Source organism: Paenibacillus barcinonensis (assembly GCF_003217495.1).
GTDB lineage: Bacteria > Bacillota > Bacilli > Paenibacillales > Paenibacillaceae > Paenibacillus > Paenibacillus barcinonensis.
The window spans coordinates 99,393-120,069 of record NZ_QJSW01000006.1; the positions used below are offsets into that span (position 1 = coordinate 99,393).

The 20,677-nt window shown below is 48.2% G+C and carries 19 protein-coding genes; 5 read left to right on the plus strand and 14 right to left on the minus strand.

Translation table 11 applies throughout. The features are described from left to right. Window positions 1–138 precede the first annotated feature (138 nt). A complete protein-coding gene (locus tag DFQ00_RS11580; protein ID WP_110896875.1) occupies window positions 139–1,116 on the plus strand; it encodes a TIGR03943 family putative permease subunit in 978 nt (325 codons plus the stop codon). Window positions 1,117–1,377: 261 nt separating this feature from the next. On the opposite strand, the gene DFQ00_RS11585 is transcribed toward DFQ00_RS11580, so the two are convergent. The 6 genes from DFQ00_RS11585 to DFQ00_RS11610 all read right to left on the minus strand — a co-directional run bounded on the left by DFQ00_RS11585 (window position 1,378) and on the right by DFQ00_RS11610 (window position 8,169). Then, complete coding sequence (locus DFQ00_RS11585) at window positions 1,378–2,679, minus strand: pyrimidine-nucleoside phosphorylase (RefSeq protein WP_110896641.1); 1,302 nt, start codon at window positions 2,677–2,679, stop codon at window positions 1,378–1,380. A gap of 76 nt (window positions 2,680–2,755) precedes the next feature. Further along, on the minus strand, window positions 2,756–3,463 hold the full coding sequence (deoD, locus tag DFQ00_RS11590; protein ID WP_110896642.1) for a purine-nucleoside phosphorylase: 708 nt from the start codon (window positions 3,461–3,463) through the stop codon (window positions 2,756–2,758). A gap of 177 nt (window positions 3,464–3,640) precedes the next feature. Further along, a complete protein-coding gene (gene deoB, locus DFQ00_RS11595; RefSeq protein WP_110896643.1) occupies window positions 3,641–4,819 on the minus strand; it encodes a phosphopentomutase in 1,179 nt (392 codons plus the stop codon). A gap of 29 nt (window positions 4,820–4,848) precedes the next feature. Beyond that, a complete protein-coding gene (locus tag DFQ00_RS11600; protein WP_110896644.1) occupies window positions 4,849–6,039 on the minus strand; it encodes a NupC/NupG family nucleoside CNT transporter in 1,191 nt (396 codons plus the stop codon). 254 nt (window positions 6,040–6,293) lie between these two features. Continuing rightward, window positions 6,294–6,941, minus strand: a complete 648-nt coding sequence (gene deoC, locus DFQ00_RS11605) for a deoxyribose-phosphate aldolase (protein ID WP_110896876.1) — start codon at window positions 6,939–6,941, stop codon at window positions 6,294–6,296. A 289-nt stretch (window positions 6,942–7,230) separates the two neighbouring features. Beyond that, complete coding sequence (locus tag DFQ00_RS11610; protein WP_110896877.1) at window positions 7,231–8,169, minus strand: sugar-binding transcriptional regulator; 939 nt, start codon at window positions 8,167–8,169, stop codon at window positions 7,231–7,233. Between the two features lie 276 nt (window positions 8,170–8,445). Here DFQ00_RS11610 and DFQ00_RS11615 point away from each other — a divergent pair, with 276 nt between their 5' ends. Further along, a complete protein-coding gene (locus tag DFQ00_RS11615) occupies window positions 8,446–9,072 on the plus strand; it encodes an FMN-dependent NADH-azoreductase (RefSeq protein WP_110896645.1) in 627 nt (208 codons plus the stop codon). Between the two features lie 84 nt (window positions 9,073–9,156). On the opposite strand, the gene DFQ00_RS11620 is transcribed toward DFQ00_RS11615, so the two are convergent. From DFQ00_RS11620 to DFQ00_RS11635, 4 genes are all read right to left on the minus strand, one after another. Beyond that, window positions 9,157–9,513: a hypothetical protein gene (locus DFQ00_RS11620; RefSeq protein WP_110896646.1), complete on the minus strand. Its 357-nt coding sequence runs from the start codon at window positions 9,511–9,513 to the stop codon at window positions 9,157–9,159. A gap of 179 nt (window positions 9,514–9,692) precedes the next feature. After that, window positions 9,693–10,355: a class II aldolase/adducin family protein gene (locus DFQ00_RS11625; RefSeq protein WP_110896647.1), complete on the minus strand. Its 663-nt coding sequence runs from the start codon at window positions 10,353–10,355 to the stop codon at window positions 9,693–9,695. A gap of 60 nt (window positions 10,356–10,415) precedes the next feature. Beyond that, complete coding sequence (locus DFQ00_RS11630) at window positions 10,416–11,921, minus strand: rhamnulokinase (RefSeq protein WP_110896648.1); 1,506 nt, start codon at window positions 11,919–11,921, stop codon at window positions 10,416–10,418. A 24-nt stretch (window positions 11,922–11,945) separates the two neighbouring features. After that, on the minus strand, window positions 11,946–13,736 hold the full coding sequence (locus tag DFQ00_RS11635) for an L-fucose isomerase (protein ID WP_110896649.1): 1,791 nt from the start codon (window positions 13,734–13,736) through the stop codon (window positions 11,946–11,948). A 485-nt stretch (window positions 13,737–14,221) separates the two neighbouring features. On the opposite strand from DFQ00_RS11635, the gene DFQ00_RS11640 reads away from it, so the two are divergent. Next, window positions 14,222–15,235, plus strand: coding sequence for a LacI family DNA-binding transcriptional regulator (locus DFQ00_RS11640; protein WP_110896650.1), 1,014 nt, complete (start codon window positions 14,222–14,224; stop codon window positions 15,233–15,235). Window positions 15,236–15,380: 145 nt separating this feature from the next. Here the strand turns inward: DFQ00_RS11640 and DFQ00_RS11645 are convergent, their stop codons facing one another. Genes DFQ00_RS11645 through DFQ00_RS11655 form a run of 3 tightly spaced genes read right to left on the minus strand, consistent with a single transcriptional unit; the run spans window position 15,381 to window position 17,606 of the window. Continuing rightward, window positions 15,381–16,274 carry an NAD-dependent epimerase/dehydratase family protein gene (locus tag DFQ00_RS11645; protein WP_110896651.1) on the minus strand — a complete coding sequence of 298 codons (894 nt, stop codon included), beginning with the start codon at window positions 16,272–16,274 and terminating at the stop codon, window positions 15,381–15,383. A gap of 22 nt (window positions 16,275–16,296) precedes the next feature. Further along, a complete protein-coding gene (locus tag DFQ00_RS11650) occupies window positions 16,297–16,602 on the minus strand; it encodes a hypothetical protein (RefSeq protein WP_110896652.1) in 306 nt (101 codons plus the stop codon). Window positions 16,603–16,625: 23 nt separating this feature from the next. Next, window positions 16,626–17,606 (minus strand): Gfo/Idh/MocA family protein, encoded by a 981-nt coding sequence (locus tag DFQ00_RS11655; protein ID WP_110896653.1) that lies wholly within the window; start codon window positions 17,604–17,606, stop codon window positions 16,626–16,628. A gap of 235 nt (window positions 17,607–17,841) precedes the next feature. Between DFQ00_RS11655 and DFQ00_RS11660 the strand changes: the two genes are divergently transcribed. Both DFQ00_RS11660 and DFQ00_RS11665 read left to right on the plus strand, forming a co-directional pair. Further along, window positions 17,842–18,429 carry a bifunctional transcriptional activator/DNA repair enzyme AdaA gene (locus DFQ00_RS11660; RefSeq protein ID WP_110896654.1) on the plus strand — a complete coding sequence of 196 codons (588 nt, stop codon included), beginning with the start codon at window positions 17,842–17,844 and terminating at the stop codon, window positions 18,427–18,429. After that, window positions 18,426–19,244: an SPL family radical SAM protein gene (locus tag DFQ00_RS11665; protein WP_110896655.1), complete on the plus strand. Its 819-nt coding sequence runs from the start codon at window positions 18,426–18,428 to the stop codon at window positions 19,242–19,244. Before DFQ00_RS11660 ends, DFQ00_RS11665 begins: the two co-directional genes overlap by 4 nt. Before the next feature lie 211 nt (window positions 19,245–19,455). Here the strand turns inward: DFQ00_RS11665 and DFQ00_RS11670 are convergent, their stop codons facing one another. Then, on the minus strand, window positions 19,456–20,562 hold the full coding sequence (locus DFQ00_RS11670; RefSeq protein WP_110896878.1) for a Gfo/Idh/MocA family protein: 1,107 nt from the start codon (window positions 20,560–20,562) through the stop codon (window positions 19,456–19,458). Window positions 20,563–20,677: the final 115 nt, after the last annotated feature.

Genomic DNA, 20,677 nt, shown 5'->3' on the forward strand with positions numbered 1-20,677 from the left:
ATAGGTAGTGAAGTTATAACCATTCATCCTATTAATGATTAATGCCATTAACTATGTTGCTTCAGATTAACATTTCAGCATTTTCAAAAGACACTTGCACAGAAAGGGTGAAGGATGGTGAGACACGGGAATCAAGTGATGCACAGGGGATTTTTCTCATCCACAAATGTTATTCGTTGGCATGCTCTCATACGCGCAGGCTGGATTGGCAGTCTGGCTTTGTACATCATGCACCTGCATTCAAGTAACGCCCTGCATTATTATTTGGCACCATCCCTGCAAAAGCTGCTGCTCTGTTGTGTTATTCCGTTGATTTTTATTGCTGTCATTATGGCCTGGCATGCTCTTTTTGGCAAAAATGAAATGCACTGCGGCTGTGAGCACCCCCCACCTTCCACTGTTATGCGCAGTTCGCTGGTATACGGCTTGATTGCACTCCCGTTATTGCTTGGATTTCTGCTGCCAGATCAGGCTCTGGGCAGTTCAATGGCCAGTCAGAAGGGGATGTCCCTGACATATGCACCACCTGAAATTCGGCGTAAAGAGCCGCTACCGGATGCTTCTCCTCGCTTGAACGTACAGGACGTGAAGGTGCCTGATCCGAAAGCTTCTGTTGGTTCTGCAGCTACACCTGCGAGTGTACAGTTTGTAGCACCTGATGAGTACAGCCGTGAGTTCGCTGAACTGGCAAAAAGGTTATATACACAGCCTGTCATTCAGGTATACCCGCAAATATTTTCAGAAACGCTTGGCACGATTGATATGTTCCAGCGTCAATTCGCAGGCAAGGAAATTATGCTTAGCGGTTTCGTATATCGGGATGATAACATGGAACAGGATTCTCATTTTGCACTAGGACGTTTCCTCGTCATGTGCTGCCCGGCAGATGCAGCTCCATTTGGTGTAATGATTCATGCAGCGGAAGCAGGCAAGCTGAACAAGGACAGCTGGGTTCAAGTCCGTGGTACGATTGGCTCTGCTCAGATAGATGGCAAAGATACGATGGAGATTCGAGCGACGAGCATCACACCGATTGATCAGCCAGCCAGTCCTTACATCTACACCAGTGCGGATTCCGTTACGTCCTATGATAAGATCATAAATGAGAACAAATGAGCAGAAATAAGAGACGATCAATGAATGTAGATAAGCTGGTATATACAACAAACGTATGATATCGCCCGAATAGCATTTATGGTGATCATTAGAAATCCAGCTTCACGGGATTATTTAGCCACAGCAGGTCCTGTCTGCACGTTGCAATAAAAAAAAGACGGGCAGATTAATCACTGCTCCGTCTTCTTCCTTTATGTTCACCTGTAAATCGGACTACAATGAGCCGAAGAGTCCCGAATGCCAATATCCTGCGTATTCGGTTTACTCTGTTACGATATCGTGTACCAATACCGGTGCTTCGGCATGGTCTGCAATGGAAATATTCTCTTTGATTTTGGCGATAACAGCCTCTACATCTTCACGATTGGCATGAATGGTCACCAGCGACTCGCCAGCTTTCACCGGATCGCCTACTTTTTTGTTCAGCATCAAACCAACAGCCAGATCAATCTCGGATTCCTTGGTTGCACGACCCGCACCAAGCAGCATAGCCGCTGTTCCAATCTCATCTGCAACGATGCCGGAGACATAACCATCACGATCAGCTGGAACCTCAATCATATATTGGGCTTGTGGCAAGCGCTCTGGATGATCCACGACCGAAGCGTCGCCACCCTGGTTTGCCAGGAAGTGTTTGAACTTCTCCAGTGCTTTTCCGTTGTGAATGACTTCTTTCAGCTTTTCTTCAGCCTGCTCCAATGAATCGGCTTTGCCCGCAAGAAACACCATCTGACGTCCAAGTGCCAGACACAGCTCTTCCAGATCCTTAGGACCTTTGCCTTGCAGGGTAAGGATTGCTTCTTTTACTTCCAGTGCATTACCAATCGCAAGACCGAGCGGCTGAGACATGTCAGAGATAACCGCCATCGTTTTACGGCCAACATTGTTACCAATGCTTACCATCGCATGAGCCAGCTCTTTCGCGTCTTCTGTTGTTTTCATGAACGCACCAGCACCTGTTTTTACATCGAGCACAATGGCATCTGCACCTGCCGCAATTTTTTTGCTCATAATGGAGCTTGCGATCAGTGGAATCGAGTTAACGGTTGCCGTTACGTCACGCAGCGCGTACAGCTTTTTGTCCGCTGGTGTAAGGTTGCCGCTTTGGCCGATTACCGCTACTTTATGCTCGTTGACGAGACGTATGAACTCTTCCTTTTCCAGCTCCACATGGAAGCCAGCCACGGATTCCAGCTTGTCGGTTGTACCGCCTGTGTGACCCAAACCGCGGCCTGACATCTTCGCCACAGGCACATCCAGTGCAGCTACGAGTGGTGCAAGCACCAGTGTAGTTGTATCACCTACACCTCCGGTGGAGTGTTTGTCAACCTTGATGCCTTCAATGGCAGACAGGTCAATCGTTTCGCCCGAGTTTACCATCGACATGGTCAGATCTGCACGTTCTTTGTCTGTCATGTCTTTGAAAAATACAGCCATCGCCCATGCGCTGACTTGATAATCCGGAATCTCTCCTTGCGTATATCCTTGAACAACAAAGTCGATCTCTTCTGTTGTCAGTTCTTTGCCGTCACGCTTCTTGGCAATAATGTCTACCATTCTCATGATGATCTCTCCTTGTGAAATTGATTATACAGAACACGTTTTGCATCAGCCGTTCCGAGTTCGAATCGTTACAGCATTACAGTGTAATTGCAGTCTCCAACGCCACAACCATCATGTCGTTAAATGTTTTTTGGCGCTCTTCAGCCGAAGTTTCTTCACCCGTCAACAGGTGATCACTTACCGTAAGGATCGTCAAAGCATTTACGCCGAATTTGGCAGCAATGGTGTACAACGCTGTTGTTTCCATCTCCACACCAAGCACACCGTGCTTCATCAATTTTTCTGTCACGGAACGATCATCCCGATAGAAGGAATCGGAGCTGAACACGTTGCCGACATGGATTTTCATCCCTTTAGCTGTTGCACGATCATACGCTTCCTTCAACAGCGAGAAGGTAGCGATTGGAGAGAAATCATATCCGCCGAAAACATGTTTGTTCATGCTGGAATCTGTGCAGGCTGCTTGTGCAAGCACGACATCACGTACACGTACATGCTCCTGCATACCACCGCAAGTGCCTACACGAATAAGGTTTTTCACACCATATTCGCTGATCAATTCATTGGCATAGATTGCAAAGGATGGAATCCCCATGCCCGATCCTTGCACCGAAATCCGATGACCTTGGTATGTACCCGTGAAGCCGAGCATTCCACGAACCTCGTTATAACAAACGACATCCTCAAGATACGTATCTGCAATGTATTTCGCACGCAAAGGGTCTCCTGGCAAAAGGATTGTTTCTGCGATATCTCCCGGTTTTGCTCCAATATGTGTACTCATGTCAGTTCCTCCAATATATATAGTTATCTGTAGTTATTAACGATAAACGGACTGGCTCGGGAGAGACGTCACGCTAACGTCATTCCCGTACTCCAGCACCCGTTGTAAACATGAATCAAATCAGTATGAACCATCCTGACATGTCAGCCCATCACGATTCACTTCAGTCTCTACTGCTTATTTCAGATCATTCAGGAAGCTCTTGCCGTATTCAGGCAGCTTCACCCCAAAGTTCTCTGCCACCGTTGCACCAAGATCTGCAAAGGTGCTGCGAAGCTCCAGCTGTTTACCTTCGCTGAAACGTGGAGAGTATGCAAGCAACGGTACGTATTCACGCGTGTGATCTGTGCCGCGATAGGTTGGATCGTTACCATGGTCGGCCGTTATGAGCAGCAGATCATCGTTGGTCATTTTCGCAAAAATCTCTGGCAAACGTGCATCATAATCTTCAAGTGCCTGCGCATACCCTTGCGGATCACGACGATGTCCGTAAAGCGCATCAAAATCAACGAGATTCAGGAAGCTGAGTCCCGTGAACTCCTCGTCCATCGTTTCAGACAACTTGTCCATACCATCCATATTGGAAACGGTGCGAACCGCTTTGGTCACACCTTCGCCATCATAAATATCGGAGATTTTACCTAAAGCAATCACATCGAACCCGCCATCCTTCAGCTCATTCATGACAGTACGCCCAAACGGCTTGAGTGCATAGTCGTGACGGTTCGCTGTACGCTTCCAGTTCCCTGCTTCTCCAACGAAAGGACGTGCAATAATGCGGCCTAACATATACGGATCTTCAAGTGTAATTTCACGGCAAAACTCACAGATTTCATACAGCTCTTTCAGAGGCACCACGTCCTCGTGCGCTGCAATCTGCAGTACCGAGTCTGCTGACGTATACACGATCAGAGCACCTGTTTCGACATGCTCCGCACCCAGCTCATCCAGAATTTCCGTGCCACTGGCTGGTTTGTTACCGATGACCTTGCGGCCTGTCTTCTCTTCAATGCGCTGAATCAGCTCATCCGGGAAGCCGTTCTCAAACACGCGAAAAGGTGTATCAATATACAAACCCATGATCTCCCAGTGACCCGTCATTGTATCCTTGCCACGAGAGGCCTCTTGCATTTTGGTGTAATACGCTTTAGGCTTATCCGCAACCGAAATGCCTTGAATTTCCTTGATATTGGATAGTCCGAGACTTGCCATATTAGGCATGTTCAGACCTCCGCGTTCACGTGCAATGTGACCAAACGTATCGACGTCAAAGTCATCAAACTCGGCCGCATCCGGCGCTTCACCGATTCCAACGGAATCCATGACAATCAGATGTACTCTTTTGAATGTTGACATAATCTAAGCACTCCTTCCAATAATCCGGCTTACAAAAACAGTCCAGTGATGATCGCGGACAGCACGCTGACCAGCGATGCACCATAAAGCAGCTTCAGTCCGAAGCGGGCCACCACATTACCCTGTTTCTCATGGAGTCCCTTCACCGCCCCGGCAATGATACCAATGGAGGAGAAATTGGCGAAAGACACAAGGAAGACGGATACGATCCCTGTTGTTCTGGCAGACAATGCTGTCTGCTTGCCCAGATCAAGCATGGCTACGAATTCGTTGGACACCATTTTGGTAGCCATAATGCTTCCTGCCTGAATCGCTTCTTTCCATGGGACACCCATAATAAAGGCAAAAGGTGCAAACACATACCCAAGCAGTTCCTGAAACGAAATGCCAATTACTGCGCTGAATATTCCGTTAATCAGGGCAATCAGAGCGACAAAACCGATCAACATCGCCGCTACGACAATCGCCACCTTGAAGCCATCCAGAATGTATTCACCCAGCATTTCAAAAAACGATTGTTTCTCTTCTTCCCGCACTTCCAATATATCTTCTTCCTCCGTAACCCGATACGGATTCACGATGGAAGCAATGATAAAACCGCCGAAAAGGTTAAGCACCAGTGCTGTCACTACATATTTCGGATCAATCATCATCATATAGGCACCGACAATGGACATGGATACCGTGGACATGGCTGAAGCACAGAGGGTGTAGAGCCGATGTTTCGGCAGTAACCCGATTTGTTTTTTCACGGATATGAACACTTCAGATTGCCCCAAAATGGCCGAAGCAACCGCGTTATATGATTCCAGTTTGCCCATTCCGTTGATTTTGCTTAATACCAGACCAATATATTTTATAACAAAAGGCAAGATTCGGATATACTGCAATATACCAATCAAGGCAGAGATGACCACAATCGGCATGAGCACGTTCAAAAAGAAAGGAAACCCTCCGTTTGCATCCTGCACTAAAGTTAATCCGCCGAATACAAACGAAATTCCGACATTGGCGTAATCAAGCAAGTTTTTGAAGATAGTTGAAAATCCGCCAATAAGCCATGTTCCCACTTCGGTATTCAGCAGCGCGTAGGCTAGTATAATCTGTAACACAACCATAACCGCCAGAGGGCGGTATCGAATCTGTTTTTTGCCGTTGCTTGCGATGTAAGCCAGTCCAAACACAACGAGTAGGCCAATGATGGCAATCAGATATTTCATGTCATCTCTCCTTTGAAGATCGTAGATACGTGATGTTGAAACCGCTCAAAGGGTACTGAATCTCGAATAAGATAATCGGATACCACAGTTTCATGTTTTACAGAAAAAGAATTGAAGCGCTTACAACAATCATCAATAAAGCAATTGTCTATCTCTTTTGAGATCAGTGTTACGTGTATTACGTGTTTCGAGTGTATAAACTTCCTGAACCCTGTTTGGATATTCAACAAGGTCCAGGAAACAATTTCAATGGTTTAGTAAGAAGAAGTGGACTCGCCGCCCTGCATGATCTTCACGCCAGAGCTTGCCCCGATACGTGTAGCGCCTGCTTCAATCATTTTCTGCATATCTTCCAGACTGCGTACGCCGCCTGAAGCTTTGACACCGACGTCTGGTCCAACCGTGCGACGCATCAGAGCGATATCTTCCGGTGTTGCTCCACCTGTGGAGAAGCCTGTCGATGTTTTCACAAAATCAGCTCCGGCTCTGACAGCCGCTTGACAAGCGCGTACTTTCTCCTCATCAGTCAACAGACATGTCTCAATGATGACTTTCACCAGTGTACCGGCTGCAGCATCCACAACAGCACGAATATCCTGCTCCATATAATCATCGTTTCCATCTTTTAATGCACTAATGTTGATGACCATATCCACTTCCGTTGCACCTTTAGCAATAGCATCTTTCGTTTCAAATGCCTTTGATTCGGACGTGGATGCTCCCAGCGGGAAACCGATAACAGTGCAAATATCAACGCCAGTGCCTTGAAGCTGCTCTGCAGCGTAAGCTACCCAGCCCGGATTCACACATACAGAGGCAAACTGATATTGTTTCGCTTCTTCTGTCAGCTTGGCAATTTCGTTACGGGTTGCGTCTGCACGAAGCAACGTGTGGTCGATCATTTTGGCCAATTGAGGTGTAGTCAATTCAATCTCTCCCTTATCTGAAGTGAACTGTAAACTTATATCCTTACACTATCATGAACATATGTAAAAATCAATTTGAACTTTTGTTCAAATGAAATTTATGGATACTACGGTGAACATTTTGTTACGAAAGGCATGAACTGTCTCCTTCGTTTTATTTTCCGCTTTACATAATAAAACATCCGCCCGTGTGCATGGCAGATGTTGTCACCGATAATCTGATATTCCGTTATGCAACCAAAACGACACTGAATAGCTGCTGCTTCTATAAACGAAGCAACGCCTGCGCTGTGTACTGATCTGTGACAAGAATGTTGGCATACTGACCCTTCAGGGCCGCATGGATGGCTTCTATTTTGCGCATACCACCAGCGACAAGAATGGATTTCTCCTTGTTCCGTAATTCAGCGAGATCAATTCCAACCGTTCTGCTGTTAATCTCCTCGCTGATTAAATGTCCCTCCGCATCGAAAAAGCGTGAACAGATGTCACCTGCACCCGATTTCATCAGGAGCTGCTGCTCTTGCTCATTAAAATATCCAAGCTTGAACAGAAGTGCATCCTCCTTCACCGTTCCCACCGTAAAGATGGCAATGTTCGCCTGCCTTCCCAGCTCGACAATTCGTCCAATGTGCCGATCGGCCTCAACCATTTTTTTCACTTCAAGGTTATCGAATATAACGGGAAGCGGCAAATACCTTGGAACGGTGTGAAAGGCTTCGGCAAACAAATGCACAATCTCCGCCGCATATGTATTCACATGGGAGTGGCTTACGCCCCCCTTGAGCTGTACCACTTCAACACCCTTGACCTGCTTGGGACGGAGCTGCCTTGCCACGGCATGCATCGTTGTTCCCCAAGTCACACCGATAATGTCTGCATCCTGCACAGTGTCCTGCAAATAGTCCGCTGCTCTCTTGCTGATATGCTTCTGAATCTCCTCATCGCTCTTGAGTGGCGCGAAACAAACAAGTGCTGTCTCCAGATGATATTTGGCCTTGAGCTCTCCCGCAATAATATCAATATCCTCCAGCGGGTCCATAATCTCGATGCGTACATATCCGCGGTCTTTGGCATATTGAAGCAGTCTGGATACGGTTGGACGTGATACGCCGAGTCTCGAGGCAATATCCTGCTGACTATAATCGGACTGGTAATACAATTTGGCCGCTTCAATGCTTAAACGCTGTTTCTCCAGGTCCATTCCCATTTGCATTCATCTCACTCATCTTAATATGTTGGAAAAATATTAAATCGTTAAACCTCTCGTATTCAGGTCTGACTGAACTTGTTCTTGGATGGCTTGCTCCATCAAAATACTTGTCCTATATATTATACATATATTAAGTATCCCATCACTATATTTTGCCAAAATGCATCTCATACTGCGAGCGCTCCCTATGCAGGGGAATAAAATAGAGCTTCCTATAGCATACTACTCCAGTCATTGAACCTACATTGGAAAGCGAGGAAAAAATGGATGTCTACTCTCTTGTACATTACTGCCCATCCGCATGATCACCAAACCTCTTTCAGTATGGCGGCCGGAAAAGCTTTCATTGAAGCCTACAAGGAAAGCCATTCATCTGACGAAATTATTCATCTCGATCTGTACCGTTCCAACATTCCACATATTGATGCGGATGTGTTCAGTGGGTGGGGCAAGCTGCAGACCGGTGGCGACCTGACCTCTGAGGAGCAGGCCAAAGTCCATCGTCTCAACGAGCTATCCGACCAGTTTGCAAGTGCAGACAAATACGTTTTTGTTACGCCGCTGTGGAACTTCTCGTTCCCTCCTGTGCTCAAGGCCTATATTGACTCCATCTGTGTAGCAGGTAAAACGTTTCGTTATACAGAGCAGGGTCCCGTCGGTCTTCTCACAGATAAAAAGGCACTGCACATTCAAGCACGAGGTGGTATTTACTCGGAAGGCCCCGCAGCTGAGATGGAATCCGGACATCGTTATTTAAGCATTATCATGTCATTTCTGGGCGTGCCAAAGCTGGATGGCATTTTTGTGGAAGGACATAACCAGTATAAGGATCGTGCGGAGGAGATTAAGCAAAAAGGAATCGAGGAAGCACAGCATTTTGCCAAGCAGTTCTAATCGTTAGAAAAGCAAATAAAACCCGCGCCACTTCCTTCGAGTACAACTCAAGGCGGGTGCGGGTTGTTTTAGCAAAGACAAACTTTATCGTTTTGACGCTTCAGCACTGGCACGGCTCATCGTTTCGAGCTTGCGGGTGATTGCATGCCGATCAATCTTCAGCCCCCAGATCAGTTCGATAATCTGTTCCTTATCCTCAGGAGAATCTGTATGTTTCAGCTGCATCAACAAATCGTGCATCTGCTCGTTAATATCCTCGAATTGATTCCAGAGATCCTGCCGTACCTCAGTAGAATCCACGTGATGGTTGGAATCGACTTCTTCCTTCAAGGCTTGCAGGATGGAGTCTTTCCATTCCTCGTCACCCAGCTGCTTTGCAATATTCAGGAGATCCAGATAATCGTCAACAAGAAGTGAGTTCAGTTCAGCATATGTTTTCATCGTTTATTGCATCCCCTTTTCGTTCTATTTACCCAGTATTATACTCGGTTTTTCTGGTTATGCAATAGTTGTCGAGAAAAAGCTTGAAAACCGCCTTCACCATGTCACATTTTGACGAATCTGTTTCCCTAAAAAATGGCGTGCATGCATACCGATATATCTCTTTATGAACGGACAGATCAGGACTTGAGCTGCTGCAATAACTGTACTCGATAGGCCTCGCTTTCAAGTGACTGAATCTCCTTATATTGTTCGGCAGTTAGAATCTTGGGTTCTCCTGCCGCCTTTGCGATCATATAAACCTTGGCACTTTCCTCAACGACTTGTGTGCGATAGTATGCTTCTCGCAGATTTTTTCCTGTCGTCACCAGTCCGTGATTGACAAGAATAAGTGCTGTATGCTCCGTTACCTTGGCAGCCACGGCATCCGCCAGAAGTTTGGTTGTGGGCAGTACGTAGGGTACAAATCCGATATCTCCTACCAGTGCTGACTGGTCAGGGAACAGATGCGGAAGACTGTCATACACAAGACTGAGTGCAATGGTGTATGCCGGATGTGTATGCACGATCGCTTGAATATCCGGGTTCGCACGATAACTGAACAGATGCATCAGCACTTCAGAAGAAGGGCGCGTGGACCCTGCTCGTGTCTCTCCCGTCTCCATATCAATGGCAATCCATTCTTCCGGCTCCAGCTCTTCCAGCGCGAAGCCGCTCGGTGACAAGAGCATTGTGCCCGCTGAGCGTGCACTGATATTCCCGCCCGGACCAACAACCAACCCTTGAGCCACAGCTTTACGCGCGTACTTAGTCAATTCTTCTCTGACCTGTTGTTCAGACATGCTTCTCCACCACTCCTTTTTCTGTTTCTTTTACTTCCTTTGCCCTACAGTTTCATCGCTTTAAGGTTGCTGCTGTTTCAGCACATATATTTGCTGATACGTGCCATAAGCCTCCTGCCAGCAATCCTGCTGTTCAGGCGTGTAGATGTCAGGTTCAAAAGAGCCCCCTATAATCTCACGTGCATCGGACAAACTGCCTAGTTCACCAAGTGCAACATACTGCATCAGGCAATTACCTGCTGCAGATGCCTCGACGGGTCCGGCGATCACCGGGACTCCAGCCGCATTCGCTGTAAACTGGCAAAGCATGCGATTATGCACACCACCGCCAACCATATGAATAACGGCAGGTTTAGTACCTGTAATCTGTTCTAGCTCATCCAGCGTTTGCCTGAACTCCAGTGCCAGACTTTCCAATATACAGCGAACGATCTCCCCCACAGTTCCCGGTACTGACTGACCAGCGCTTTGACATTGCTGACGGATTCGTGCTGGCATATCTCCAGGACTCATGAATACATCGTCTCCTGGCGACACAAACGATTGATGCGCAGTTGCTGTTGAAGCAAGCTGTATAAGCTCTTGATAAGAATAACAACGATTTTCCCGTTGCCACTGGCGTTTGCATTCCTGAAGCAGCCACAGACCTGAACGATTTTTCAAGGTTCTCACCTTACCGCTCACAGTCCCTTCATTCGTAAATCCAAGCTTATGGCTCAGATCGCTCAGCACAGGCGACTCGCGTTCAACGCCCATAAGGGACCATGTGCCACAACTAATAAAAGCAAAGTCGGACTGAGTTGCCGGGATTGCCGCGAGCGCCGAAGCCGTATCATGTGATCCCGCAGAAACAACGTTCATCGGACCCGTACGCAGCTCTTGAACCAGATCTCCCGTTAATTCACCCAGAACAGTCCCTGGCTGAACAAGCCGTGGGAATAACGATTCAGGCAAATCAAGACGGCTCATCAATACTTCATTCCATCTTGCTTCCCCGGTATGGAGCAAACCGCTTGTGCTTGCAATCGTATACTCGCAAGCCTGCTCACCTGACAGATAGTAGTGAAACAAGTCCGGCATGAATAATAGACGTGTGTCTGGACGCACATCCGCTGCCCGTTCCCGAAGTTCACCAAAGAGCTGAAATAGGCTATTGATCTGCTGAGGCAACACTCCTGACATCGAATACAACTCCTGCTCGCTCACCATAGCAAGCACATCATTCATGGATCTTGCATGGCGTGTATCTCGGTAATGACGCGGATTACCAAGTAATCTTCCCGCACCATCGACCAGCCCGTAATCCACGCCCCACGTATCCACTGCAATGGATTGTATGGGTGATGACATGCCTTCGGTACCTTTCTGCATTCCCTGCTTCAACTCATGGAATAAACGCAGGAAATCCCAATACAATTCGGCTCGAAGCTGTACAGGATCATTAGGAAAGCGATGAACTTCCTTTAGTGTCAGCTTGCGTCCCTCCAGCGCTCCCCGAACCACACGTCCGCTGCCGGCGCCGAAATCAGCAGCAAGCACATAAGCGGCTTTAGCCTGATTCCCCATAGAATGCTCCCTTCGCTCAGCATGTTAACGATATAACGGGCCAAACACATGACAAGCACGATAATCTGCGCTTTCCGGCTCACTTGTACCAAACATGCCCCAAGCCCGCGGGCGGAAGATGTCTGCTTCAGGCACATTGTGCATATTAACTGGAATACGCAGTATGGATGCAAGCGTAATCAGATCCGCACCAATATGTCCATACGAGATCGAACCATGATTCGCCCCCCATTGATTCATCACTTCGTATACCGAAGTAAAGGCTCCTGAGCCGGTGAGTATTGGAGCAAACCAGGTGGACGGCCATGTTGGATCAGTCCGCTGATCCAATGTGTCATGCACATGCTCAGGCAAATCCACCGTGTAGCCTTGAGCCAGCTGCAGCACGGGGCCCAGTCCTTTAACCAGATTCAGACGGGTCATGGTTACAGGCATACCGCCTTTGGTCAGGAAGTCTGCTGAGTACCCACCACCCCGGAAATACTCAACAGAAGCAGGTCTCCATGAAGTCGCTTTCAGACAATGCTGCACTTCCTCGTCTGTAATTTCCCAAAAAGGCTTGAGCACTGGCTTGCCATCCCGCGATTGTTCTCCCGTACCGTCAAGAGCAGCAGAGCCTGAATTAATCAGATGCAAAATGCCTGCCGCGGCTGGCCCCTCCAGCTGATGTCCCGTCACACGTTTCACTGATTCGGGGCTCCAATAGGTACGTACATCGGCAAATATCTGCGCGGTATGTGTCAGTAATGAACCAAACAGCATAGAGACACCGTTCAGACTGTCATTCTCCGTAGCTACCAGATATGGCGCACGTTTACCGTTCCAGTCAAAGGAGGAGTTCAGCAGGGATTCCAGAAAATCTCCATTGGGCGCATGATCCGTCCATTGCCGTTGTCCCTGAAACCCGGATACAATCGCATGGTGTCCCATGGCCTCCTCTTCAAACCCGAGTTCAGCCAGTTTCGGGTTACCCGCCATTAGATCACGTACAATTTGAGTCATTTTAACAACGGTTTCCCACTCGACATCTTTGCGCTCCCGATCACTTTGAAGCTGCTCAGGATTGTTATCGGGACCTTCACTGCAATTCTCCTTCACCCAGGCGAGTGCAAGCTTGTATTCCTCAGGATCATAGATTTCCTCTTCGATCCTCCGCGTCAGCTCGCTCATATCCACGTATTCATTCCGCATGCCCAGATATTCCTGGAAAAAAGAATCATTCACGATGGAACCCGCAATCCCCATCGACACAGAACCAATAGATAGATACGCCTGTCCTTTCATCATGGCTGCGGCAAGACCGGCACGGCTGAAACGAAGCAGCTTCTCGCGTACATCGTCTGGAATCGTGGAGTCACCGCCATCCTGCACATCCTCTCCATAGATGCCGAATGCCGGAATGCCTTTCTGAGCATGTGCAGATAGCACTGCTGCCAGATATACTGCACCTGGGCGTTCCGTTCCATTAAAACCCCAGATCGCCGTAGGAATAGACGGTGACATGTCCATCGTTTCGGTACCATAACACCAGCATGGGGTTACCGTAATCGTTACACCTACATTGGAGCGACTGAACAAGGCCGCGGCTTGTGCTGCTTCCGCAACCCCGCCGATACAGGAGTCGGCAACGACGCATTGTACCGGTGAACCGTCGGGATAAAAAAGCTCGGCTGAGATCAGTTCGGCTACTGACGTAGCCATGCGCATCGTTTGTTCTTCCAGGGACTCACGCACACCTTTGCGTCTGCCGTCTATCGTGGGACGAATACCAATCTTGGGAAAAGCCTGATTATAACGATAATCCTGATGAGTCATACGAGAACGTCCTCCTTTTATTGCATTTCAATAAATGCATGCAGCATTGAGAATATTCTGACTGAACGATAGGCTGGGATCGAAAATAATTCATCCGTTTCAGGTGACATATGCGATTGCCGATAACCTGCCTGCTTTTGGTTTTGAATGCGTTTACATTTCATCAAAAAAATAAACCGCCCTCATATTTCGATCATTACATGTTACTCACTGTGCCTTCGGTGGACAATGCAACATACATGAAAAAATAATGAGAACGGTTATTCTGTCTGGCTCATAACAACTTATTTGTTGCCTTACCTGAGCGAGTGTACTAGACATCCTGAACTGTATTTGTTGTTTTGTTAAAATAATAGATTCGTTATGATTGTAAAATTCTAGATAAGGGTTATCGGTAACCCTAACATAGCATGCACCTATCTTGCTGTCAATCGTCTTTATCCTATAGAATGAAAAGACTACACTGCGGAAAGGTCCGATTCCATGTGATTACGATTTATGATATCGCCAAAAAAGCAAACGTCTCCGCGATGACCGTCTCCAAAGTCATTAATCGCACCGGGCGTATTAGTGCGGCTACACGGGAGCGTGTGCAGAATGTAATTGATGAGCTCGGATATATCCCCAACTCCAATGCACGGAGTCTCGTGTTGCAACGAACACAGATGCTCTCGTTACTGATTACCGATATTACCAACCCTTTCTATACTACCGTCGCGCGTGGAGCGGAAGACGCTGCACATCTGCGCGGATATCGTGTGTTGTTTGGCAACAGCGACGAGGATTATTGCAAAGAACAAGAGTATGTCGAGGCCATTCTGTCGACACGGGTAGATGGTGTGCTCTTTGCACCGGCAGGTGACCGCTCCTATACTCATTTGCAGCAGTTGCAGGCTCGAAGCATTCCGTTTGTGTTTCTGGATCGCACAGTACCTGACATCCATTCCGATGTGATTACCGGAGACAGCCATCAGGGCGCTCTGGAGCTCATGCGTTATTTGATTAAGCTGGGGCATCAGCATATTGCACTGGTCAATGGTTCGTCAGAAGTGTCCACAGCAAGATTACGTGAGCAAGGTTACATGGAGGGGCTTCGTGAAGCCGGAATTGCTCCTGATCCTTCACTCGTGCTTCGTACCAGCTACCGGGATTTCAGTGATGATGAGGGTTTGGAGCGTCTGCTGTCGCGCCCGCAGCCGCCTACAGCTGTATTTGCGGCCAACAACCTGCTCGCAATTGGGGTCATCCGTCTTCTGCGCAAGCGTGGACTTCGAGTGCCTGAGGATATTTCCGTCGTGTGCTTTGATGATCTTGATCTGGCGTCTGCCTTTAATCCCTTCTTAACAGTCATTGCACAGCCTGCATATGAATTCGGTTATCAGGGGATGCAGTTGCTGATTGATCGTATTGAAGGGAAATTGCCTTCAGACGCCCAGACGATCATTTTACCTTCCGAGATGCGAATACGCGCTTCGGCGGCGGTCCCCGCCTCTAACTGACTTCTCACGTAGCAATACATAAGAAAAACAGGATGTCCCTGAGAGCACTTCTCTGGTTCATCCTGTATCTATGCCTCAATCTGTATCTATGTCTGCTTAACCTGTAACAGCACGTCTGCCTGTTTCCGCAGCTTGCTTCCGCGCTTTATTTCTCGGACTGCAAGGCCAGTGCAACCTCTCGCACAAGACCAGGGAACCAGTCCATGAGCGCTTCAAACGTATACCCCGCCTGCTCCGCTTTGGATGTATCCATCGTCCAGGACTGCTCCACCCCAAAGGGCGACATGTCCTCGTCCACCGTCTGCTTCAAAATCTGCGACTGCATACCCGTCACGGTTTCGATAAGATGCATCATAGCCGTAAGTGAAATCGAGCCTTTGGAGGCTGCGTTCACTGGACCTGTCAATGACACTTGGCCAAGCCAGGCCAGAAATCGTGCTGCTTCCGTGGAATGAATGAAGCCAAGCTCGGCTTCGGGATTCGGCATGCCAATCGGATTACCCTTTTGCACATGTTTAATATGAAAATGAAGTCTTCTTGTGTAATCATCAATTCCAAGTACAATTGGAATTCGCATTGCCACTACCGGGAAGGATGCCGTCTGGAAAAACACAGCCTCTGCGAGCCGTTTGCCCTCGGCGTAACTGAACGCCTCTTTGCTACCATACTGCAAGGGGTATGTATACGGATCAAAATCCGTTTCCACAAATCCCGGTTTGGGCTCCCCATATACCGACAGCGTAGATGTCAGCACATATCTCTGCGTACGTCCGGCAAATACTTCACAAGCAGCCTTCGCTTCATCCGGGGAGTAACAGATATTATCATACACAACATCCCACTGATCCGACTGTGCGGCCTCTGCGACAGAATGCGGGTCTTCCCGATCCATGCGAATTCGCTTTACATCCGCGCCAAAATCCACTTCCGTCTGTCCACGTGTCGCGACCGTGATCTCTGATTTCCCTTCCCATAACAGATGATCCACTAATCTTTTGCCAAAAAAACGCGTACCTCCAAGGATAAGCACCTTTTTCATCTGGTTTCCCTCCAATCCAAATCTACTGTGACAGCTCCTGAATACGAAGCATGGTATGTGCATTACGCTGGAATTCGTATGACGTTTTGACTTCGGACACCGAATATGCTCTTTGTTCAACAATGGACTTCAATTCATCCATATATTCATAACGCTTGCCTGACAAGTCTACCGTCGGAAAAATACGAACCTCATGTCGGGTCACACGCAGCATTTCCAGCAGTGTCTGCACATGAAAATCAAAATGGAGACGGTCCGCATAGGTAAACAGGAAATGCGCAGACAAGGTTAGCTCGAACTGTTCATCGGCACACGGCAGCTCAGGCAAGACGGCTATCCTCTCTCTGTGGATTAATCGTTGGGGAAAACAAGACCAATCTGCTGCCTGATCTGATCCATCACCTGCATCGTTTGGTAGGATCGTTCATAGGTGTTCATCGCAGATTCTTTCCTTCCCTGCTGTACCAAGTTGACGAACTCCTCCATCTCATAATACATCACGGGATGCTGCTGCTCGACAGTCAATGGCTCGACCGTCCCGTCATTATAACGAATCTCTGCGTATTCTGGCGAACCGATCCTGTCGATCATGATGCTGCCTCGTTCCCCTATAATCTCACTTGGTGCATGCGAATTGGCGATTTTGGAATAGGTTACAACCGCATTCATTCCGTCATATTTCAGCAGCACGCTGCCCTGCCCGTCTACCCCGGATTCCAGCATGGTGGCTTGGGATTGAACCTGCTGTGGCGCACCAAACAACGTGATGAGCGGATATAAACAATACACGCCCAGGTCCATCAAAGCTCCGTTCGCCAGCTCAGGCTTAAAGGCGTTAAGCACAATGCCCTCCTTGTACTTGTCATAACGCGAGGAATACTGCGAGTAGCCCGCTATGTATTGGCGAACAGGGCCGATTTTGTGCAAATGCTGTTGTACACTTTTAAAAACAGGAACGAGCGTAGACTTCATCGCCTCCATTAAGAGGACGTCATGCTTCCTTGCCGTCTCGATCATACGGCTCACTTCAGCACGATTAGCCGCCAGCGGTTTCTCGCATAATACATGCTTGCCGTTTCTGAGGAACAATTCGGCCTGCTGTGCATGAAGTGTATTGGGCGTTGCAATATATACCGCATCCAGCGTATCGCTGGCTGCCATTTCCTCCAGATTCGTGAAGCGATAGGCTGCATTATAACGGTCTGCAAATGAGTTTGCTTTCTCCTCTGTTCGCGAGTATACCGCTGTAAGCTGGAAACCTTGAACCTGTGCTGCTGCCTCCAGCAGTTTTTCCGTAATCATATTGGTACCTACAACCCCGAATCGAACCATACGATCTACCTCTTTCCTTATGACTGATAGTTGTTAGATATTGAATGTGTAAAACATTGCAGTAACGCCTGTTCCATAACCTCTCTTTCTATTGTAGCGTATAATTCAACGGGAATGAAGAAAGAGCTGGTTACTTTAAAAAGCAAGAGCTGATTCATATTGAAATCTTGCGATTTGATTCGAAATATCGTGATTTCCTGAGCGTCAGGGGTATAATTATACCTGAGGTGATTCCATGAAACGCACAGAGCAGCTCCATTCCCTGCACCAGACCATTCCTGACGAGTATTGGAATGCGATAATCCAGAACGATCCAGCGTACGACGGTACGTTTTTTTATGCGGTGCAAACAACCGGTATTTTCTGCCGTCCCTCGTGTAAGTCAAGACCTCCCAAATTCGACAATGTGCTCATCTTTCCCGATGCAGAACAAGCTTTGGCCCACCAGTTCAGACCGTGCAAGCGCTGCAAGCCAGCAGGAGCACGAGTGCCTGACCAGGAATGGATCTATGGCGTTACCGAGTACATTGACAAGCATTACACCGAAGCATTGACGCTGGATATGCTTGCTGCTGTAAGTCATGGGAGTCCATATCACTTGCACCGCGTGTTCAAACGCATTACTGGACAAACCCCGGCTCAGTACATTCAAGCCAAACGAGTAACGAAGGCTCAGGAACTGCTGAGACAGACTCATCTGACCGTAAGTGAAATTGGACGCCAGATCGGCATATCGAACGCAGCGTATTTTGTCTCGGTTTTTCGCAAGCATATCGGTTATACTCCTGCACATTACAGAGAAAGACAAGGTAGCAGCTCATGACCGTTCAATTGAATTATAAAGTCCCCAAAACATTATTAAACAAAGGCAGCGGCTTTCTAAGCGGATATACCCACACCTTAAATCCGTACACAGGTTGTACCTTTGCATGTTCTTACTGTTACGTCAGACAGATGCCGGTCTCCTTGTTTCGCAAGGAAGACTGGGGAAGCTGGGTCGATGTGAAAAAAGAAGCCTCCGGTCTTCTCGCCAAAGAATTGCAGCGTGCCCGTAAGAAAGGTCAAGTGACCATTTTCATGTCGTCCAGCACCGACCCGTATCAACCTGCCGAGGCTCGCGAACGTATTACGCGCTCCTTGCTCGAAACGATGCTGCACCACCCGCCCGATTTTGTGCTGGTTCAGACTCGAAGCCCGCTTGTTACCCGTGATATCGACCTCCTCCAGCAGCTCGGTGATCGTGTGCGCGTGAGCATGACGGTAGAGACAGACCAAGATAACATCCGCAAGCACTTTACACCCGCTGCACCGCCCATTGCAGGCAGATTGCATGCACTCAAGCAATTGCGGGAGGCTGGCATTCAAGCACAGGCAGCCATTGCACCTGTTCTGCCAAGCAGTGATCAGTTTGCTGTTACGTTAAGGCCGCTCGTTGAGCGTGTCTGCATTGATGATTATTTTATGGGAGATGGTAGTGAAGGCAAGCGCACACGGAGACTTGGAATGGAGCAGCTGTATCAGGAGATTGAACTGGAGCAATGCTACCAGCCTGAGGCGTACAAACGTGTGCTAGAGCTGATGAGAACACAGTTTGCGGAGCATCAAATTTATGTTAGTCAGGCCGGATTTGAGCCTTGATCTCTATATACTTTTCAGGTCGGCCAGCAAGGGCCCATCCCACCTCGATCATATACAAATATACAAAGAACAACCTCTTTCCGTCCATCAGGAAAGAGGTTGTTTCATCACGAAAGAACACATTATAATCAAACACATTCTTACATGCTTCACTTTACTTCATTTTATGTTAATGCACTGGATCATCACCATGTCTTAGATACATTACAGCTTACTTATCCAATGTATACAGTGGCAGATTAACAGGCAATGCCGCTGGGCGCTGACATGTACTCTTCATTGTGTAGAAGGTCTGCTCATCTGATGAATCGTGGAACGCCCACATCGCTTCGAGCACATGATAGGCCAGTTCGCCGCTGGCGCGGTGTGCACGTCCGCTCTGCACTGCGTAGGCCATATCTGCCACGCCAATGCCGCGCGTATTTTCCTGATAACCCGGTAGCAGCGGAGCTTCTGTCCATTCATGATCACCGATCAAGCGGTATCGTACCGGACCGCCGAAGGTGTTTGGATCGGGAACCTGCAATGTGCCGTGTGTCCCGTAAATCTCAATCGGAGGCAGTGCGCTTCCACCAAACACATCAAAGCTTGTAATGAGCGTGCCGATGGCTCCTTGCTCAAATTGCAGCAGACCGGTGACATGGGTTGGAATGTCAACGGGAATGGTCTGGCCCCTTTTTTTCTCACTCGTAATGGTACGTTCATTCATTGCTTTGCCCGTCATTCCGGCAATAGACTTGATCGGCCCCAGCAGCTGCACAAGTGCAGTCAGATAATAAGGTCCCATATCAAACATAGGCCCGCCACCGCTGGCGTAATAAAACTCGGGATCGGGATGCCAGAACTCATGTCCCCGGCTCATCATAAAGGCTGTTGCCGCTACCGGCTTGCCAATAATTCCATCCTCTACGAGCTGAAGAGCCGTCTGAATACCTGAACCAAAGAAGGTTTCAGGAGCACAGCCAACCAATAGACCTTGACGTTTGGCTGTTTCCAGCACCGCCTGCCCTTCCTCACGGGTGACCGCAAGTGGCTTTTCCACATAAACGTGCTTGCCTGATTCCAACGCTCGTATGCATACCTCTGCATGAACAGCAGGAATTGTCAGGTTGATAATCAGCTCAATCTCGGGATCAGCGAACATTTCTTCTACAGTATATACATTGGGCACGTTGTAGGCTGCTGCCTGCTCCTCTGCGCGCTTCCTGTCCAGATCAGCGACAGCAACAAGCTCAAGCACCTCAAAACGGTGACAGTTCTCCATGTAGATGCCGCTGATTTTACCACAGCCGATAATACCAACTTTCATTGTTTTCATACTCTTGCTCCCTTCGCCGTGGATCAAATATGTCTTGTAAGGTCCTGTATAAACGTATTTCAAATGGGCCAATCGAAGCATATCGTATAACCTCAACTTGATATGATGACAAATG

Excerpts from the sequence above, each read along its gene's own strand:
- DFQ00_RS11580 (WP_110896875.1), top strand. The coding sequence starts at position 139 with ATGCACAGGGGATTTTTCTCATCCACAAATGTTATTCGTTGGCATGCT.
- DFQ00_RS11585 (WP_110896641.1), bottom strand. The coding sequence starts at position 2,679 with ATGAGAATGGTAGACATTATTGCCAAGAAGCGTGACGGCAAAGAACTG.
- deoD (WP_110896642.1), bottom strand. The coding sequence starts at position 3,463 with ATGAGTACACATATTGGAGCAAAACCGGGAGATATCGCAGAAACAATC.
- deoB (WP_110896643.1), bottom strand. The coding sequence starts at position 4,819 with ATGTCAACATTCAAAAGAGTACATCTGATTGTCATGGATTCCGTTGGA.
- DFQ00_RS11600 (WP_110896644.1), bottom strand. The coding sequence starts at position 6,039 with ATGAAATATCTGATTGCCATCATTGGCCTACTCGTTGTGTTTGGACTG.
- deoC (WP_110896876.1), bottom strand. The coding sequence starts at position 6,941 with ATGATCGACCACACGTTGCTTCGTGCAGACGCAACCCGTAACGAAATT.
- DFQ00_RS11610 (WP_110896877.1), bottom strand. The coding sequence starts at position 8,169 with ATGGACCTGGAGAAACAGCGTTTAAGCATTGAAGCGGCCAAATTGTAT.
- DFQ00_RS11615 (WP_110896645.1), top strand. The coding sequence starts at position 8,446 with ATGTCTACTCTCTTGTACATTACTGCCCATCCGCATGATCACCAAACC.
- DFQ00_RS11620 (WP_110896646.1), bottom strand. The coding sequence starts at position 9,513 with ATGAAAACATATGCTGAACTGAACTCACTTCTTGTTGACGATTATCTG.
- DFQ00_RS11625 (WP_110896647.1), bottom strand. The coding sequence starts at position 10,355 with ATGTCTGAACAACAGGTCAGAGAAGAATTGACTAAGTACGCGCGTAAA.
- DFQ00_RS11630 (WP_110896648.1), bottom strand. The coding sequence starts at position 11,921 with ATGGGGAATCAGGCTAAAGCCGCTTATGTGCTTGCTGCTGATTTCGGC.
- DFQ00_RS11635 (WP_110896649.1), bottom strand. The coding sequence starts at position 13,736 with ATGACTCATCAGGATTATCGTTATAATCAGGCTTTTCCCAAGATTGGT.
- DFQ00_RS11645 (WP_110896651.1), bottom strand. The coding sequence starts at position 16,274 with ATGAAAAAGGTGCTTATCCTTGGAGGTACGCGTTTTTTTGGCAAAAGA.
- DFQ00_RS11655 (WP_110896653.1), bottom strand. The coding sequence starts at position 17,606 with ATGGTTCGATTCGGGGTTGTAGGTACCAATATGATTACGGAAAAACTG.
- DFQ00_RS11660 (WP_110896654.1), top strand. The coding sequence starts at position 17,842 with ATGAAACGCACAGAGCAGCTCCATTCCCTGCACCAGACCATTCCTGAC.
- DFQ00_RS11665 (WP_110896655.1), top strand. The coding sequence starts at position 18,426 with ATGACCGTTCAATTGAATTATAAAGTCCCCAAAACATTATTAAACAAA.
- DFQ00_RS11670 (WP_110896878.1), bottom strand. The coding sequence starts at position 20,562 with ATGAAAACAATGAAAGTTGGTATTATCGGCTGTGGTAAAATCAGCGGC.